The organism is Sphingomonas sp. Leaf9, assembly GCF_001421355.1.
Taxonomy (GTDB): domain Bacteria; phylum Pseudomonadota; class Alphaproteobacteria; order Sphingomonadales; family Sphingomonadaceae; genus Sphingomonas.
Window position 1 is genome coordinate 144,771 of record NZ_LMKC01000004.1, and the last position, 16,737, is coordinate 161,507.

Genomic DNA, 16,737 nt, shown 5'->3' on the forward strand with positions numbered 1-16,737 from the left:
AATGAGTAAGGTGATGTTGGTGCTGGCGACGGCAGGACTGGCCGCGGGCGTGCAGGCGCAGGACAAGCCGGCGACGCTCGGCGCGGCGAATTACGGGGTCGACACCCGCATCGCCCCGCCGACGACCGCCCCCACCTTTGCCGACGAATTTTCGGGCAAGCGGATCGACCCGGCCAACTGGCGCTTCGACACCCACCGCAACAAGGCCGGCTGGTACAATAACGAACGCCAATATTACGCGCCGGCCAACACCCCGGCCAATGCGCGGATCGACAATGGCAAGCTGGTGATCGAGGCGCGGCGCGGGCGGCCGACCGGCCCGGATGCGGGGGGGCAGGGCTATACCTCCGCCCGGATCGTGTCGACGCGGGCGATGGGCTATGGTTTCTACGACATCCGCGCCAAACTGCCGTGCGGGCGTGGCATCTGGCCGGCCTTGTGGCTGGTTCCGCCGACCGGCGGCTGGCCTGCCGGTGGCGAAATCGACATCCTCGAACTGGTCGGATACGAACCGGGCCTGATCCACGCGACGGTGCACAGCGCGCTGTTCAACCATGCGCGCGGCACGCAGCGCGGCGGTTCGCTCAAGATGAGCGACGCCTGTGGCCAGTGGCATCGCTACCAGCTCGACTGGCGCCCCGATTCGATCACCATCGGCGTCGACGGGCGCGGCTATATGCAGGTCGACAACAACCAGCCCGGCGGACAGGCGGCATGGCCGTTCGACCGGCCGTACAACCTGATCCTGAACGTCGCGGTCGGTGGCGACTGGGGTGGCAAGATGGGGATCGACGACACCAAGTTCCCGCAATCGATGCAGGTCGATTATGTCCGCTACTGGCAATATCGCTGAACGCCGACGACCTCACCGCACGCCGGAATGAAGTCCACCGCGCGGGTGAGCGGCTGGCCGGCCCGGATCGCGCGCAGCGTGGCGATCGGCCCGCCATGGGCGATCACCAGCACGGTGCCGCGTGCGGGCAGCGCGTCCCACGCCGCCTGCACCCGGTCGGCGAGCTCGCGCCCGGTCTCCCCGCCGCCGGGGCGATAGGTTTCCGGCGCGGTCATCATGCCGTCCATCTCCGCGCCGCTCTCCCGCCAGATCGCGTCCCAGCTGCGCCCCTCCCACCGGTCGAAGTCCCGCTCCAGCCAGCGCGGGTCTTCGCCGACCGGCACGCCCTGCGCGACCATTGCCGCCAGCCGACGGGTACGCAGTGCGCCCGAATGCACCACCGCATCGACCGGCGGCAGGTCGCGGGCGATCCGCCGCGCCATCGCCCAGCCTTCGCGGCTCCACCCCATGTCCGACCGGCCATAGCAGCGCCCCTTCCACGCGAGCGCCACCGGCGGATGGCGCAGCAGCAGGACGCTCACCGCGCCGCGACCGCCAGTAACAGCGCCAGCTGCCCCATCGCGGCCGCAAAGCCCAGGCAGTCGCCGGTACTCCCACCGATCCGCCGCCGCAGGAACCGCGCGAGCCACGCCAGCAACACTGCCATCGCCACCAGCGCGACGACCACCGCCATGGGCCGCAGCCACAGCAGCGGCGCGATCCCGGGCACCGCCAGCACTCCGGCCAGTGCGAGCCGCCCGATCGGCATCCGCCCGGCGCGCACCGCCATCCCCGCGCCACTCCCGACCGGCGCGACCAACGCCGCCAGCGTCACCGCGCACAGCCGCCCCAGCGTCGCCGCCGCGACGATCGCCGCCATCGCCAGCACCGGCGGCAATGCGACCATCGCCGCGATGCGCAGCAGCACGACCAGCCCCAGCCCCAGCGCGCCATAGCTGCCGATCCGGCTGTCCTTCATGATCGTCAGCGCGCGGTCGCCGCTGGCCACCCCGCCGAACGCATCGCAGAAATCGGCGACGGCATCCTCGTGGAACGCCCCGGTCAACAGCGCCTCGACGATCAGCGCCAACACGGCGGCGACCAGCGGTGGCCACCAGAACTGGGCGATCAGGAAGGTCGCGCCGGTCACCGCCCCGATCAGCGACCCGACCGGCGGCAGCCACGCCATCGCCTGCTCCAGCCCCGCCGCCGCCTGCTCCCCCGTCAACCGGTGCAGCACCGGCACGGGCAGGCGCGTCAGAAACTGGACCGCCAGCAATGGCGGCGCCCAGCGGGGACCGTCAGTCGGCACGATCCGCCCCGATCTGGTCGAGCCGCACGACATCGTTGAGGAGCGCCGCCGCCGCATCAAGCAGTGGCAGCGCGGTCAGCGCCCCGCTGCCCTCGCCCAGCCGCATCTCCCAGTCGAGCACCGGCGTCAGCCCCAGCGCCGCCAGCGCCGCGCCATGCCCCGGCTCGGCCGAGCGATGCGCGGCGATCATCGACCGCACGCTGCCCGGCGCCAGGCTTTCCGCGATGAGCGCGGCGGCCGTCGCGACATAGCCGTCGAGCAGCACCGTCACCCCGCGCGCCGCACCTGCGGCATAGAAACCGGCCATCGCCGCGATCTCAAAGCCCGCGACCGACGCGATCGCCGCCCGCCGATCCGGCATCGCCGCCGCCCGCGCCACCGCAGCCGTCACGACCCGGCGCTTGACGACCAGCACGGCATCGTCCGCCCCCGCCCCGCGCCCGACCGCAGCGTCCGGTTCGATGTCGGCGAGGAGCGCAGTCAGGCAGGCGGCAGGTGTCGTGTTGCCGATCCCCATCTCCCCCGCGATCAGCAGCACCGCGCCCGCGTCGATCGCCGCATCGGCTTCCTCGACGCCCACGCCCCATGCCGCGTCGAACTGCGCGACGTCCATCGCCGCCCTTTGTCCCAGCGGTTGCGTGCCTTGCGCCACGCGCGCGTCGCGAAAATGGGGATGGGGCGCCAACTTCGGCGCGATCATGCCAACATCCACGACCCGAAGCGGACAGTTCGCGGCCGCCGCCAGCGCATTGCTGGTCGCCCGCCCAGAGAGGATCGTCGTGACCATCATCTGCGTCACCGCGGACGGCCACGCCGACACCCCCTCCTCCACGCAACCATGGTCGCCGGCGAACAGCACCGCCTGTCGCGGGGAGGTGCGCGCATCGATCCGCCCCTGCGTCAGCGCCAGCTCTTCGGCCAACGCCTCCAGCCGCCCCATCGCCCCACGCGGCTTGGCCAGCGCGTCCAGATGCGCGCGAATGTCGTCGATCATGCAGCCTCCCCGGCAATGTCCAGCAATGCGTCGATATCCAGCACCGCTTCCAACGCGGCGGCAACCTCGTCCAGCGCGGCGTCGACCGCCTCATGCCGATCCAGCGGATCGGCAGCAGCCCCGATCCCCGCCAGCAGCGCGGCCCGCGCGCTAGCCCGGTCGAACAGGCCATGGACGTAGCACCCGGCAATCTGCCCGTCGCGCGCCGTCGCCCCGTCCGGCGTGCCATAGGCAAAGCGCAGCAGCGGCGGCGTGCCGGGCGCGACCCGCGTCACCCCGGCATGGATCTCGTACCCGGCAAAGGCCGCGCCCCCGACCAGCTCGCCCGTCACCGGCCGCGTCGTCTTGGCACCGGCGATCACCGTCTCGACCGGCAACAGCCCCAGCCCGGCGGCGCTCCCCGCCGGTCCCTCTATCCCGTCCGGATCGGCGATGCGGGTACCCAGCATCTGGTATCCGCCGCAAATCCCCAGCACCCGCCCGCCCCGGCGCACATGCCCCGCGAGATCGATATCCCACCCCTGTTCGCGCAGGAACGCGAGGTCGGCGATCGTCGCCTTGGTCCCCGGCAGGATCACCAGCGCGGCGTCGCCGGGCAACGGCTGGCCCGGCGGGATCATCCGCAACCGCACCGCCGGATCATGGGCCAGCGCGTCGAAATCGTCGAAATTGGCGATGCGCGACAGCATCGGCACCGCGATCAACGGCCCCCCGCCACCCTCGACACCGCGCCCCAGCGCCACCGCATCCTCGGCGGGCAGGCGCGCGGCATCGACCAGCCACGGCACCAGTCCCAGGTCGCGCCATCCCGTCCGCGCGACGATCGCGGCGCGGCCATCGTCGAACAGCGCCGGATCGCCGCGGAACTTGTTGACCAGAAACCCGCGGATCATCGCCGCATCGGCCGGGTCGATCACCGCCTGCGTACCCACCAACGCCGCGATCACCCCGCCGCGATCGATATCGCCCGCCAGCACCACCGGCACCCCCGCCGCCCGCGCAAAGCCCATATTGGCGATATCGCCGGCGCGCAGGTTGATCTCGGCCGGCGATCCCGCCCCCTCGACCACGACGATATCGGCCCCGGCCGACAGGCGGCGATGGGCGGCCAGCACCTCGGCCAGCAGCTCCGGCCGACGCGCCCGATAATCGCCCGCGCGCATCACCCCGGCCACCCGCCCGCCGACGACCAGTTGCGAGGTCCGGTCGCTCTGGGGTTTCAGCAGCACCGGGTTCATGTCCGTCGTCGCAGCCACGCGACACGCCATCGCCTGCAACGCCTGCGCCCGGCCGATCTCCCCGCCGTCCGCACAGACGGCGGCATTGTTCGACATGTTCTGCGCCTTGAACGGCCGCACGGCCATGCCCCGGTTCGTCAGCAATCGGCAAATTCCGGCGACCAGCACCGACTTGCCGACGTCCGATCCGGTGCCCTGAATCATCACCCCAGCCATGGGATGATCCCGACCAATATCCACAGGAGCAAGCAGGCGGTGCGATAGATGGTCAGCGCCCGCTCCAGATCGCGCGCATCGGGTGCCGGCCCGTCGCCCAGCACCGCGCGCTGCGCCACCTCGCCATCATAGCTGACCGTCCCGCCCAGCCGCCGCCCGAGCGCCCCGGCCATCGCCGCCTCCGGCCAGCCGCCATTGGGCGAAGCGTGGGCGGCGGCATCGCGCCGCATCTCCCGCCAGCCACCCCGCCCGGCCAGCGCGATCAGCACGCCCGCGATCCGCGCCGGCACGAAATTGACCACATCGTCCGCCCGCGCCGCCGCCCAGCCGAACGCAGACAGTTCCGGCGTACGATGCCCGATCATCGAATCGGCGGTGTTGATCGCCTTCACCACGAACAGCCCCGGCAGGCCGAACAGCGCAAGGGCCAGCGCCGGCGCGACGACCCCGTCGCAGAAACTCTCGGCCAGGCTCTCGATCGCCGCCGTCGCCACCCCGGCTTCATCGAGCGTATCGGTATCGCGCCCGACGATCATCGCCACCGCGCTGCGGGCCGCGCCCAGCTCGCCCGCCAGCAACGGCCGCGCCGCCGCCGCGACGTGATCGTGCAGGCTGCGCTGCGCAAGGCCGGTGGTCGCGACCAGCACCGTGGCGACCGTCCCGAGCCATTGGATCGCCTGCCCCAGCGACACCGCCAGCGCGAACAACACCAGGACCAGCGCCACGCCCTCCCGCCGTCGCCGCCGGTTCCACGCCTGCTCGATCCCCTCGATCAGCGCGCCGACGCCCATCACCGGATGCCACCAGCGACGCGGATAGCCGACCGCCGCCTCGACGATCAGCGCGGCGAGCGCGATCACCGCGCGACCGGCAGAATATAGCGATGGCCCTGCGGCGTATGCCCGATCTCGACGTCGATCCCATAGGCTTCGGCGATGGCCGGCGCGGTCAGCACGTCCTCCGCCGCACCGCTCGCCACGACGCGCCCGTCCTTCAACAACACCGCATCGTCCGCCACCCGCGCCGCCAGATGCAGGTCGTGCAGCACCAGCACCACGCCCCGCCCGCCGCCGGCCACCCCGCGCAACCGCGCCAGCACGTCGAGCTGGTGCGCGGGGTCGAGGCTGGCGAGCGGTTCGTCGGCCAGCAGCCAGTCCGGCTCCCCGGCCAACACCCGCGCCAGCAGCGCGCGACCCCGCTCGCCGCCCGACAGCCGCTCGACACCACGGGCCGCAAACGCGGTCATGTCGGCCGCCGCCAGCGCCGCCGCCACCGCATCGCGATCGGCCTGCGTCTCGCCCCAGCGTCCGCGATGCGGAAACCGGCCCAGCCCGACCAGCGTCGCCACATCGATATCCCAATGCACATCGGCCGACTGCGGCAGCAACCCGATCGCCCGTGCCCGCACCCGGCGGTCGATCGCTTGCACGTCGTCCCCGCCCAGCCGCGCCGCCCCCGTCTCCGGCCGGCGCAGCGCGGCAAGGCAGGCGAGCAGGCTCGACTTGCCCGCCCCGTTCGCGCCCAGCAGCACCGTCACCCGCCCCGGCCGGAACGCGAAGGATATGTTGTCCAGCACGCGCTTGCCGCCCAGCGTCAGGCCGATCGCATCGGCCACCAGATCGGTCATGCCAGCCGCCTCCGCATCGTGATGAGCAGATAGAGGAAGAACGGCCCGCCCAGCATCGACATGGCGATCCCCAGCCGCAATTCGCTGACGGTCGGGGCCAGCCGCACGAGGCTATCGGCCAAGGTCAGCAGCACCGCCCCGGCCAGCGCCGACGGCCGCAGGATAGCGGACGGGCGGTTGCCCGCCAGCGGCCGGACCAGATGCGGCACGATCAGCCCGACGAACCCGATCATCCCCGCCGTCGCCACCGACGCGCCGACGGTCAGCGCGACGCCGGCAATGACCAGCCGCTGCAGCCGCGCCGGATCGACCCCCATCGACCGCGCCGCCGCCTCGCCCAGCGTCAGCGCATCCAGCGACCGCGCGGTCAGCGCCAGCACGCCCATGCCGAGCAGGATTAGTGGTGCTGCGACCAGCACATCGTCCCAGCTGCGATCGGTGAGCGCCCCCAGCAGCCATGTCACGATCTGCGACGATACGAACGGCGTCGGCGCAAGGCTGATGGCAAGCGAGGTAAGTGACCCGGTGATGCTGGTCAGGATCATGCCGCCGAGTGTAAACAGCAACAGGCTTCCCGACCGCCCGGCGATCAGCGCCAGCAGCGACATGGTGACCGCGGCCCCGACCAACGCAAAGCCCGGGAGCAGCCACATCTGCGCGGCATAGCCGAAATACAGCGCGATCACCGCGCCGAACGCTGCGCCCGACGACACGCCGAACAGCCCTGGATCGGCCAGCGGATTGCGCAGATAGCCCTGCATCACCGCCCCCGACAGCCCCAGCGCGCCACCGACCAGCAGCGCCAGCACGGTACGCGGCAGGCGCAGTTCGACGATGATGATCGAGCGCGGATCGTCGGCGCTCCACGCGTCGAGCGGCACCCACACCTTGCCCGCCGCGACCGACAGCGCGGCGGCGAGCAGCAGCAGGACGAGCAGGCCGATGGTCAGCCGCTTCACGACGCCACCTGCGCGCGCACCCGCCGCAACCGCGCCATCGCCGCGATGATCGTCGGCCCGCCGCAATTCATCAACCGCGTGGGATATGCGGCAACGGTGATATGCTGCGCCAGCCGCCGCACCGCCGGGTGCCCGGTCATGCGGTCGTCCTGCGCGCCCTCCGGCGCGGTCGACAACAACACGCGCGGCGGATCGGCGACCAGATATTCGAGCGGCAGGACGTCCCATTGCTTCAGGCCGTATGCCGCGCTCATGTTGCGAAACCCGGCGCGCGTCAGCAGGTCGTCGGTCAGTGTACCGCTACCGGGCACCAGTCCATTGCCCTGCCACACCAGCGCGCCCACCGGCCGCGCGGTCGAGGGGGCCGCTGCGGCCGCGATCCGCGCCGCCAACACATCGCCGCGATCGGCATGGCCGGTGGCCGCCGCGATCTCGCCGACCTGCGCCATGCTCTCCGCGACCGACGCAGGCACCGGATATTGCACCAACCTGATCTTCAGCCGCTTGAGCGCGGCAATCGTCGCCGGTTCGACATGCGCCCCGGCCAGCACCACATCGGGGCGCAATGCCACGACTTCCTCCGCCGTGCCCGACGTCGCCTTGAACCGGTTCGCCCAGCCGAGCGGGACCGAGGTCGCGCGTACATCCTGCGAATAATGGCTGATGCCGACGATCTGCGCCGGATCGGCGACGCGGGCCAGCACCGCATCGACGCACGGATTGATCGACACGATCCGGGGCAGGCGCGGCGCGGCCGACATCAAGGCTGGCGCGGCGAGCATCAAGGCGAAGGAGCGGATCAATATTCGACACCCTTCTGCGCCTTGAACCCGGCATGATAGGGATGCTTCACCTCGCCGAATTCGGTGATCAGGTCGGCGATCTCCAGCAGTTCGGGTTTCGCATTGCGGCCGGTGATGCAGACATGCTTGGTCAGCGGGCGGTCCTTCAGGAATTCCACGATCTCCGCGACCGGCAGCGTATCGTCGCGCAGCACGATGTTGAGTTCGTCGAGGATCACGAAATCGATGGCGGGATCGAGGATCATCTCCTTCGACCGCTCCCATGCAGCGCGCGCGGCGGCGATGTCCTGCGCGCGGTCCTGCGTTTCCCAGGTGAAGCCCTCGCCCATCACCTCGAAGCTCGCAAGGTCGGGATGCGCGTCGAAGAAGTTGCGCTCGCCGGTCTCCCACTTGCCCTTAACGTACTGAAGGATCGCGACCTTCATGCCCCAGCCGATGCTGCGGATCGCCATGCCGAACGCGCTCGACGACTTGCCCTTGCCATTGCCGGTGTGGACGATCAGCAGCCCGCGTTCCATCGTGCGGCGCGCCTGCATCTTTTCGCGCGCCACCGCCATGCGCTGCATCCGGGCATTGTGGCGGGCGTGATCGTCGGGGGTCTCGGTCATCGCGGATACTCCGATAGGGCATGGGTCAGGCGGGCGAGCGCCACGCCATCGGCGGGCAGGCCGATGCGCAGGCGATCGCCCCGCTCGGCGAAGGGCCGGGTCAGGATGGCATGGTTGCACAAATGACGGAACAGGCCGTGCGCGTCCGCCGCGCCGACCAGCCGGAACAGCGGCGCGGCCCCGACCGGCTCGAACCGCGACAGGACGGGATCGAGCAGCGCCCCGACCGTCGCGATCCGCTCCGCCTGTTCGCCCCGCCAGCCCGCGTCGCGATAGGCAGCCGTGCCGATCGTGATCGCCGGCAGCGACACCGGCCAGTCGCCCAGCAACTGCCGCAGCGCATCCGCAACGCGCGGCCCGGCGATGACGAACCCCAGCCGGACACCGGGCAGGCCATAGAATTTGCCGAAGGACCGGAGCACGATCAGCCGGTCGGACGCCTCGCCGCACAGGCCGGGGGCGGGATCGGCATAGGCTTCGTCGACCACCACCGTCATCCGCCCGGTCAGCGCGCGCAACTGTTCGGGCGGCGTCACCCGCCCATCGGGATTGGCCGGCGACGCCAGCACCAGCAGGTCGGCATCGCCCGGATCGGTGAGCGGAGCGACGCCGCGCGCCGCGCGCCACGCCGCCGCATGCCCGGCATAGCCCGGCCGCACCACCGCCGGCCGCTCCGCCCCCAGCACGACCGCCAGCAGCCGCAGCGCGAGGTCGGTGCCGGGCACCGCCACCACCTGCGCCGGATCGGCGACGCCGAACGCCTCGGCCGCCGCCGCCTCCACCGCCGCCAGCTCACCCGGTTCGGGCAGGCGGGTCAGGTCGAGGGTGCCATGGGGATAGGCCCAGGGCGCGATCCCCGTCGACAGGTCGATCCAGTCAGCCCCGCCGAACGCACGCGCAGCGGCGGCCACCCGGCCACCATGCGCGCAAAATTCGGCGAGGGACTGCATCGGATCAGTAGCGGACGCGGACACCGCCATAGGCGGCGCGGCCCGGCGTGCCGTACTGGAAGATGGTCTGGTAACGTTCGTCGAACAGATTCTCGACCCGGCCATATACCTCGACCCGCTCGGTGACCGGGAATGCCGCGCGCAGGTCGGTCAGGACATAGCCGTCCAGCCTGCGCGCGTTCGACGCATTGTCGAAACTGTCGCCGATCATCGTGACCGTCGCCCCGGTCGACAGCCCGAACGCCCAACGATAATCGGCATTCACCGTCATGCTGTTCGCCGGCCGCCGCGCCAGCTTGCGCCCGAAATTGGCGGTGCCCACCGAACGGTTCTCGGCATCCAGCCACGTATAGGCCGCCGCGACCGTGAACGCCTCGACGGGTTTGAGCTTCAGCGCGAATTCCAGCCCCTTCGCCTCGGCGCGCTGGATATTGTCATAGGTGCCGAACGGCCGATCGGCGCAGATGCCGGTGCCGTTGGCGGGGCAGGAGATGAACGCGATCAAATCCTTCGACGTGCGGTCGAACCACGTCGCGCTGGCTTCCACCGCACCGTCCAGCCCACGCTGGGTGATGCCGGCATCCCAGCCCTTCGAACGCTCCGGGGTCAGCTGCGCGTTGCCGTATTCGCTCTGCAACTGGTACAGCGTCGGCGCCTTGAACCCTTCGGAATAGCTGGCGCGCAGCAGCGTGTTGCCGCCGTTGGGCGACCACACCCCGCTCCCCGAAAACACCGTCGCCCCGCCGAACACATTGTGATCGTCATGGCGCACACCGCCGGTCAGCGTCAGGTTCCGAACCAACGTTACCGCCAGCTGGCCATAGACCCCCAGCAGCCGCGCACGACCGGTCGTCGCCGGCCCGCCGAAGCTCGCCGTGGTGAAGCGCGATACCTCGCGCTCGACGCCGAAGGTCGCGAACACGGCATCGGTGACGTCGAACGACCCCTGGTAATCGGTCCGGTCGTTGCGCCCCTTGCCGCGGAAGGTCTCGGTCGGCGTGCCGTCGGGATCGTTGTTGGTGCGGTTGCTCTGGGTATGGGCATAGCCGATGCGGTTGCGGAACCGCCCGTCGAACAGCGCGGCGTTCAGCCCGGTATAGCCGGTCCACTGCTCCGCCTTGCCCACTTCGCGCGTATCGCCGAAGCTGAACGTCGGTGCCGGAAAGCCGTCGATCTCCGTCCGCCCATTCGAATAGAAACCGCGCACATCGACCGACACGCTGTCGGCCAGCGCGACCGACACGCTGCCGTTCGCACCATAGTTACGATATCCGTCCTTCTCGCGGCCCGGCGCATAGGCGGAGATGCCGTCGGTGGTGAAGAACCCGCCGCCGATGCTGGCCGACACCGGCCCGGCCTTGCCCGACACATTGGCGACGGCCTGACCGGTGCCGAACGATCCGCCCTCGGCCCGCGCGTTGATCGCCAGCGCCTCGGTCGGCTGGCGGGTAATCATGTTGACGACGCCGCCGATCGCCTGGCTGCCCCACAGTACCGACTGCGCGCCGCGCAGCACTTCGATGCGCGCGATATTGCCGATCAGCAGGTTGCCGAAATTGAACCCGCCGCCCGGCGACGACGGATCGTTGAGCTTTACGCCATCGATCAGCGCCACGGTCTGGTCGCTGTCGCCGCCGCGGATGTTGACGCTGGTCGTCGTGCCGGGGCCACCATTGCGGGTCACGGTCACGCCCGGCGTCTGGCGCAGCAGGTCGGACACGACCACCGCCTGACGCTGTTCGATGGTCACGATGTCGAGCACGGTAACGGCCTGGCCGACGGTATCGACCGGCCGCGCCTCGCGGTTGGCGGTCACGACGATCTCGTCGTCGCCGGCCGCCACGCGCTCAAGGCCGCTGGTCGACTGCGCGCTCTGGGCAAAGGCCGGGGTCGCCGCCAACAGGCACGGCAGCAACAGGAAACGGGTCTTCATTCGGGCATCCCCCCTTGGTCAACAACGGGGACGCGACGGAATTACGGCGGACAGCCTGTCCCCCGCGCGCACGACCCCAACAACGTCGTCACGCGAGGAAACCCTCGATCACCCGGCACACCCCGTCCGCGCGAAGGACAACCGCGACGGGCAGGTCTCCTGGCTCGCGGGTCATCGCCTTGCCCGGCCTTCCCGGACCTGGGGTCCAGTGGCGCACGGAGGAGCAGGGCTCGCCGGTCACAGTTGCGGGGGCAGCCCCGGATGGCGCGTAATGCACGCGCTTCCGGGTTCCCTTTTCATCCCATTTCTGGGAACCTGTCGCATCCGCGCCCTTAGAGCGCTTGGGGGCACAGGACAAGATGGCGACGACAACCCTGTTCGTGGGCGGCGCGCGCTCGGGCAAGAGCCGGCTGGCGCAGGCCGCGTGTGAGGCACTGCCCGGCCCCTGGACCTACCTCGCCACGGCCGAAGCATGGGACGACGAGATGGCCGACCGCATCGCCCGCCACCGCGCCGATCGCGGCCCCGGCTGGCACACGGTCGAATGTCCGGTCGACCTGGCCCCGGCGATCCGCGCGGGCAAAGGCCCGGTGCTGGTCGACTGCCTGACGCTGTGGCTGACCAATGTGATGCTCGGCGGCCATGACGTGACGCGGCACAGGGCCGCGCTGATCGCCGCGATCCGCGACGCGCGCCATCCGCTGCTGCTGGTCAGCAACGAAGTGGGCCTCGGCATCGTCCCCGAACACCCACTGGGCCGCGCCTTTCGCGACGAAGCGGGGCGACTGAATCAGGCGGTGGCGGCGGCGGTCGATCGCTGCTGGTTCGTGGTGGCGGGGATGGTGCTGCCGCTGGAGCGGTTCACACCCGAACGCTGACCGTACCCCCGCGGAGGCGGGGGTCCAGAGCCAAAAGCGCTGCGCTCGGTTACCCTGGATCCCCGCCTGCGCGGGGATACGTCATTACTGGGCCAGCACCGCCCTCAACGGTGTCCACGCCACATCATAGCGCGCATTGTCCACCGGTCCGCTGGGCGCGCGGCCATCGAACATGTTGTGGAGATACTGCATCCCCTGCCACGCCGGAAACACCTGGTCGCGCGCGGGGAACAGCCGCCGCGTGACGCCGATCATCCGGGCGAGCGTGCCGAGCGACCCGGCGCGCAGCAACCCGTACGGCTTGCCCGTCACCTCGCCCATCAACGCCGCCAGATCGCGTGCGCTGACCTGTGCCCCGGCGATCTGCAGGTTGCGCGGCGCGGCGGGATCGAGCGCGGCGGCGGCGGTATAGGCCGCCACGTCATCCTTGGTCGTCAGCGCGAATTTCGTATCGGCATCGCCCCAGTACAGCACGCGCCGCACCCGCCGCTGGATCAGCGGCATCTCGCCGTTCAGCATGTCAGCAAACGCCCCGTTGAAGATCGAGGTGGCCAAGATCGGCGCGGTGTCGATCCGCGTGCGGAACGCGCGGCGCAGGTCGAAATTACGGTTGGTGCCAGTCGGCAGCGCGCGATAATCGATCGAGAAGTCGGACGGAATGAACCGCGCCGCGCCACCGCCCAGCGCGGCATCGAGCAGTCGGGTCTGGGTCCCGAGGATCGTGTCGCCAAGGCCGTTCAGCGCCGACACGACGCACACTACCCCGCGACACGCCTGCGCCAGCGCCTGCGCATCCTCGAAATCGACCGGATGCGGATCGGCCCCGATCGCCTCCAGCGCCGCGATCCGTTCAGGCGCGGTGCCGGCGCGCACCAGCGCGCGCACCTTCGCCCCGCGCGCCACCGCCGCCTTCGCGATCCGGTTGCCGAGGTCGCCGGTGGCCCCTGCGACGATAATCGTGTCCATGGTCGTTCCCTGCTGCCCTTCCCCGGCGGACTGCCGTCCCCGTCGTGCGGCCCCGGTGGCGGCAACGCAAGGGGGGTCATCAACCTCTCAGATCGCCACCCCGCCGGGCACGGGCCGTGCCTCGGCCTTCGCCCGCCGCACCAGCCCCGCCAGCGCGATCGTCAGCATGGCCGCCACGACCGCCCAGATCGCCAGCCCCTGCCACGGGGTGAAGCCCAGCCATTCATCGGCGACGGTGCGCAGATAGCCCGGATCGAACCGGTCGCGGAACACCGCCACCGCCAGCGCGCGCGGCTCGCTGCCCGGCGCGGTGATCTCGGCGCTGGCGATCGCCATGTTGAGCACGACCGACCCCGCCAGCATCGCCGCGACCGCGGCCCGCGACCAGCGCGTCGCCCGTGCCCAGAAGGCACCGATGCCGATGCACAGGTACCCGACCGCCGGCAACGCATGGCGCGGGCCGGTCGCATTGCCGCCGTCCCAGTAATAATAGCTGGCGTTGATGAGGAACGGCACCACCGCCCCGGCAACCGCCAGCCAGCCGATCGCGCGCGTCGCCGGATCACGCAGCAGCGCGGCGATGCCGAACGGCGCGACGATCAGGATCGGCGCGACCCACAGCATCCCCCGCCGCTCGCCAAAGGTCAGTTCGTAAAGCACATAGGGCTTCGGGTAGGTCAGCCCGAACAGCCCCTCCTGCATGCCCGCAAAGTCGGTGACCCCGGAATAGCCCAGCCGAAACACCGTCCCGAACGCGATCAGGTTATAGCCGACCAGCACGACCAGCGCGCTCGCCCCCGTCGCCAGCGCGATCCCGACCGTTCGCACCGCCGCCGCGCGGGGCAGGGCACGCAACCGCCACAGCGCGAACCCGGCGACCGGCAGCCCGGCGATCAGCGCCGAATGCTCGATCAGCACCGCCCAGCCGAGCGCGAGGCCGGCGAAGACCGCATGCCCCCACGACCGCCCCGGCCCGGTGCCACGCCACACGGCCCACGTCGCGATCACCAGCAACGCGGCGACCGGCGCATGGCCAAAGATCGTCGTCGACCACCCCCAGACGGTCGTGCCGAGGCCATAGGACAAGGCGGCGACCGCCCCCGCCTCGCCGTCACTGGTTACCCCGCGCACCAGATCGTAGAGCAGCATCGCCGCCAGCGCGGTCAGCAGCGCGCAGACGGTGGCCGCGACCAGCCGGATGCGGATTTTCAGGAAGCGATTGAACTCGCGATTCTCGAATCCCGGCACGAAATCATGCGCGGTCTGCCCCGACACGGCGTCCGCCAGCGCGACGGCGGGGATGCCCAGCACGGTGATGCCCGGCGCCTTGTCCGAATAATAATGGTCGCCGAAATGCGCCTTGTCGATCGTCAGCGCGGCATATTCATCGATGGTGGCGTCACCGTCCTCGACCAGCGACAGCGTGGCGAACATCCGGACGGCATTGTTGGGATTGAACTCCCACGACCCGAACCACGCGCACGAAAACCACACGAGGATCAGGATCGCCCACGCCACGGGATCGCGGCGCAGCGGCGGGGTGGTCGGCATCGCTCGCACCCCGCCGCCGAAATCAGAAGATGCGATTGAGCAGCAGGTACAGCGACCCCGACAGCAGCACCGACACCGGCAGCGTCAGCACCCATGCCATCAGCAGGTTGCGCACCGTCGACACCTGCAGCCCCGACCGGTTCGCCGCCATCGTGCCGGCGACGCCCGACGACAGGACATGCGTGGTCGATACCGGCAACCCCAGGCTGTCCGCGCCGAAGATCGTGCCCATCGCCACCAGCTCGGCCGATGCGCCCTGCGCATAGGTCAGGTGGGTCTTGCCGATCTTTTCACCGACGGTGACGACGATCCGCTTCCACCCGACCATCGTGCCAAGGCCCAGTGCAAAGGCGACCGCGACCTTCACCCACAGCGGGATGAAGCGCGTGCCGGCGTCGAGCGACCCGCGATATTCGGTCAGCACCTTCTTGTCGGCTTCGGTCAGCGACAGCGACGATTCCTTCGACAGCCGCTTCACCGCTTCCGACGTCAGGTACATGTCGTTGCGCATGTTGCCGCTAACGGCGGCCGGCACCTTGGCCAGCGTGCCATATTCGCGGACCTGCTGCTCGATCGCGCCGACCATGGTGGTCACGGCGGGCACGGTATCGGGGGCCAGCTTGCGTTCGGTGATATAGCGCTGCGCCTGGGCGCGGGCGGTCGCGTCGTCGGGGGTCGCGCCCTCGCCCTGCGGCATCAGCACGCGCACGGCGGCGGCGCTGTTGGTGGCGAATTGCGCCTCATATTGCGCCGGCACCGCACGGTTCAGCGCATAGGCGGTGGGCACCGTGCCGATCAGGATCAGCATGATGAGGCCCATGCCCTTCTGCCCGTCGTTCGACCCGTGGGCGAAGCTGACGCCGGTGCAGGTAAAGATCAGCAGGCAGCGGATCCACAGCGGCGGCGGCGTGTCGCCGACCGGCGCCTCGTACAGCGCCTTGTTGCGCACCAGCGCCTTCATCGCGAGGAACAGCAGCGCCGCGACCCCGAACCCGATCATCGGCGAGATCAGCAGCGCCTTGCCGATTTCGGTCGCCTTGTCCCAGTCGACGCCGGCCGAGCCGTTGCGCCCCTGCAGGATCGCATTGGCGACGCCGACGCCGATGATCGACCCGATCAGCGTGTGCGACGACGACGACGGGATGCCCAGCGCCCAGGTGGCAAGGTTCCACACGATCGCCGCGATCAGCAGCGCAAAGACCATCGCGAAGCCCGACGACGACCCGACCTGCAAGATCAGTTCGATCGGCAGCAGCGAAATGATGCCGAACGCGACCGCGCCGGTCGACATCAGCACGCCAAGGAAGTTGAAGATGCCGGACCAGACCACCGCGACGTGCGCGGGCATCGAGTTGGTGTAGATGACGGTCGCGACCGCGTTGGCGGTGTCGTGGAACCCGTTCACGAATTCGAAGCCCAGCGCTATAATCAGCGCGAGCACCAGCAACGCGAACGGCATCAACGTCAGGGGATCGACGCTGGCCGCCGATGCGTCGTGATACACGTTGTAGACGACGTAGCCGAGTGCGGCGACGATCGCCGTGGCGAATCCAAACGTACCGGCGCGACCGAAGCCGTCGTCCAGTTTCGGGCCGGGGCGTCCATCCCGCTCCAGCGCTGCGCTCGTCATCGAAATTCCCCTGCCGAATGAACCTGTCGCCCTATCGGCGAAGTGTGACAGCTTGGGGAGCGTCGCACACCGGCCGCGTCGGCATCGCGGTTCGGCGAAGCGGCCCATAGCGAACCGAATGTGCTTTGGCGATATGATGCATGAAATCCCCGTTTTCGGCCACCGGCGTTGCACCGCCGCCACATGCGACCATCGGATCAGTCCGCGCTTTCCCGCTTGACGCCGTGGGTTCGACCGATG

Annotated in this window: 16 protein-coding genes and 1 riboswitch; of the genes, 2 read left to right on the forward strand and 14 right to left on the reverse strand. The window is 70.1% G+C overall.

Features of this window, described 5'->3' with window-relative positions; translation table 11 throughout:
* The first annotated feature begins 1 nt into the window (after nt 1).
* Nucleotides 2–853: a glycoside hydrolase family 16 protein gene (locus ASE58_RS11625; RefSeq protein WP_055821440.1), complete on the forward strand. Its 852-nt coding sequence runs from the start codon at nt 2–4 to the stop codon at nt 851–853.
* Here the strand turns inward: ASE58_RS11625 and ASE58_RS11630 are convergent.
* The 11 genes from ASE58_RS11630 to ASE58_RS11680 are packed head-to-tail and all read right to left on the reverse strand — an operon-like array spanning nt 835 to nt 11,472.
* Nucleotides 835–1,374: a histidine phosphatase family protein gene (locus ASE58_RS11630; protein ID WP_235511807.1), complete on the reverse strand. Its 540-nt coding sequence runs from the start codon at nt 1,372–1,374 to the stop codon at nt 835–837. The two genes, ASE58_RS11625 and ASE58_RS11630, sit on opposite strands and share 19 nt — an antisense overlap.
* Nucleotides 1,371–2,144, reverse strand: a complete 774-nt coding sequence (gene cobS, locus ASE58_RS11635) for an adenosylcobinamide-GDP ribazoletransferase (RefSeq protein WP_235513602.1) — start codon at nt 2,142–2,144, stop codon at nt 1,371–1,373. The genes ASE58_RS11630 and cobS overlap by 4 nt, the downstream gene beginning before the upstream one ends.
* Entirely contained in the window at nt 2,134–3,138 is a 1,005-nt protein-coding gene (gene cobT, locus ASE58_RS11640) for a nicotinate-nucleotide--dimethylbenzimidazole phosphoribosyltransferase (RefSeq protein WP_055821445.1), read from the reverse strand. The genes cobS and cobT overlap by 11 nt, the downstream gene beginning before the upstream one ends.
* Nucleotides 3,135–4,592, reverse strand: coding sequence for a cobyric acid synthase (locus ASE58_RS11645; protein ID WP_055821448.1), 1,458 nt, complete (start codon nt 4,590–4,592; stop codon nt 3,135–3,137). Before ASE58_RS11645 ends, cobT begins: the two co-directional genes overlap by 4 nt.
* Nucleotides 4,580–5,449 (reverse strand): adenosylcobinamide-phosphate synthase CbiB, encoded by an 870-nt coding sequence (gene cbiB / locus ASE58_RS11650; RefSeq protein WP_055822318.1) that lies wholly within the window; start codon nt 5,447–5,449, stop codon nt 4,580–4,582. Before cbiB ends, ASE58_RS11645 begins: the two co-directional genes overlap by 13 nt.
* Nucleotides 5,449–6,219, reverse strand: coding sequence for an ABC transporter ATP-binding protein (locus tag ASE58_RS11655; RefSeq protein WP_055821451.1), 771 nt, complete (start codon nt 6,217–6,219; stop codon nt 5,449–5,451). The genes cbiB and ASE58_RS11655 overlap by 1 nt, the downstream gene beginning before the upstream one ends.
* A complete protein-coding gene (locus ASE58_RS11660; protein ID WP_055822321.1) occupies nt 6,216–7,178 on the reverse strand; it encodes a FecCD family ABC transporter permease in 963 nt (320 codons plus the stop codon). Before ASE58_RS11660 ends, ASE58_RS11655 begins: the two co-directional genes overlap by 4 nt.
* Nucleotides 7,175–7,981, reverse strand: a complete 807-nt coding sequence (locus ASE58_RS11665; RefSeq protein WP_055821455.1) for an ABC transporter substrate-binding protein — start codon at nt 7,979–7,981, stop codon at nt 7,175–7,177. Before ASE58_RS11665 ends, ASE58_RS11660 begins: the two co-directional genes overlap by 4 nt.
* A complete protein-coding gene (gene cobO, locus ASE58_RS11670) occupies nt 7,978–8,589 on the reverse strand; it encodes a cob(I)yrinic acid a,c-diamide adenosyltransferase (protein WP_055821457.1) in 612 nt (203 codons plus the stop codon). Before cobO ends, ASE58_RS11665 begins: the two co-directional genes overlap by 4 nt.
* Nucleotides 8,586–9,539, reverse strand: coding sequence for an aminotransferase class I/II-fold pyridoxal phosphate-dependent enzyme (locus ASE58_RS11675; protein WP_055822324.1), 954 nt, complete (start codon nt 9,537–9,539; stop codon nt 8,586–8,588). The genes cobO and ASE58_RS11675 overlap by 4 nt, the downstream gene beginning before the upstream one ends.
* A gap of 4 nt (nt 9,540–9,543) precedes the next feature.
* Nucleotides 9,544–11,472 carry a TonB-dependent receptor plug domain-containing protein gene (locus tag ASE58_RS11680; protein ID WP_055821460.1) on the reverse strand — a complete coding sequence of 643 codons (1,929 nt, stop codon included), beginning with the start codon at nt 11,470–11,472 and terminating at the stop codon, nt 9,544–9,546.
* Between the two features lie 132 nt (nt 11,473–11,604).
* Nucleotides 11,605–11,806: riboswitch (cobalamin riboswitch) on the reverse strand.
* A gap of 25 nt (nt 11,807–11,831) precedes the next feature.
* Between ASE58_RS11680 and cobU the strand changes: the two genes are divergently transcribed.
* Entirely contained in the window at nt 11,832–12,350 is a 519-nt protein-coding gene (gene cobU, locus ASE58_RS11685; RefSeq protein WP_055822327.1) for a bifunctional adenosylcobinamide kinase/adenosylcobinamide-phosphate guanylyltransferase, read from the forward strand.
* 84 nt (nt 12,351–12,434) lie between these two features.
* On the opposite strand, the gene ASE58_RS11690 is transcribed toward cobU, so the two are convergent.
* The 3 genes from ASE58_RS11690 to ASE58_RS11700 form a co-directional block, all read right to left on the reverse strand.
* On the reverse strand, nt 12,435–13,316 hold the full coding sequence (locus ASE58_RS11690; protein WP_055821463.1) for an NmrA family NAD(P)-binding protein: 882 nt from the start codon (nt 13,314–13,316) through the stop codon (nt 12,435–12,437).
* 87 nt (nt 13,317–13,403) lie between these two features.
* On the reverse strand, nt 13,404–14,867 hold the full coding sequence (locus ASE58_RS11695; RefSeq protein WP_055821466.1) for a hypothetical protein: 1,464 nt from the start codon (nt 14,865–14,867) through the stop codon (nt 13,404–13,406).
* A gap of 22 nt (nt 14,868–14,889) precedes the next feature.
* Nucleotides 14,890–16,497, reverse strand: coding sequence for an inorganic phosphate transporter (locus ASE58_RS11700; protein ID WP_156347718.1), 1,608 nt, complete (start codon nt 16,495–16,497; stop codon nt 14,890–14,892).
* Nucleotides 16,498–16,737: the final 240 nt, after the last annotated feature.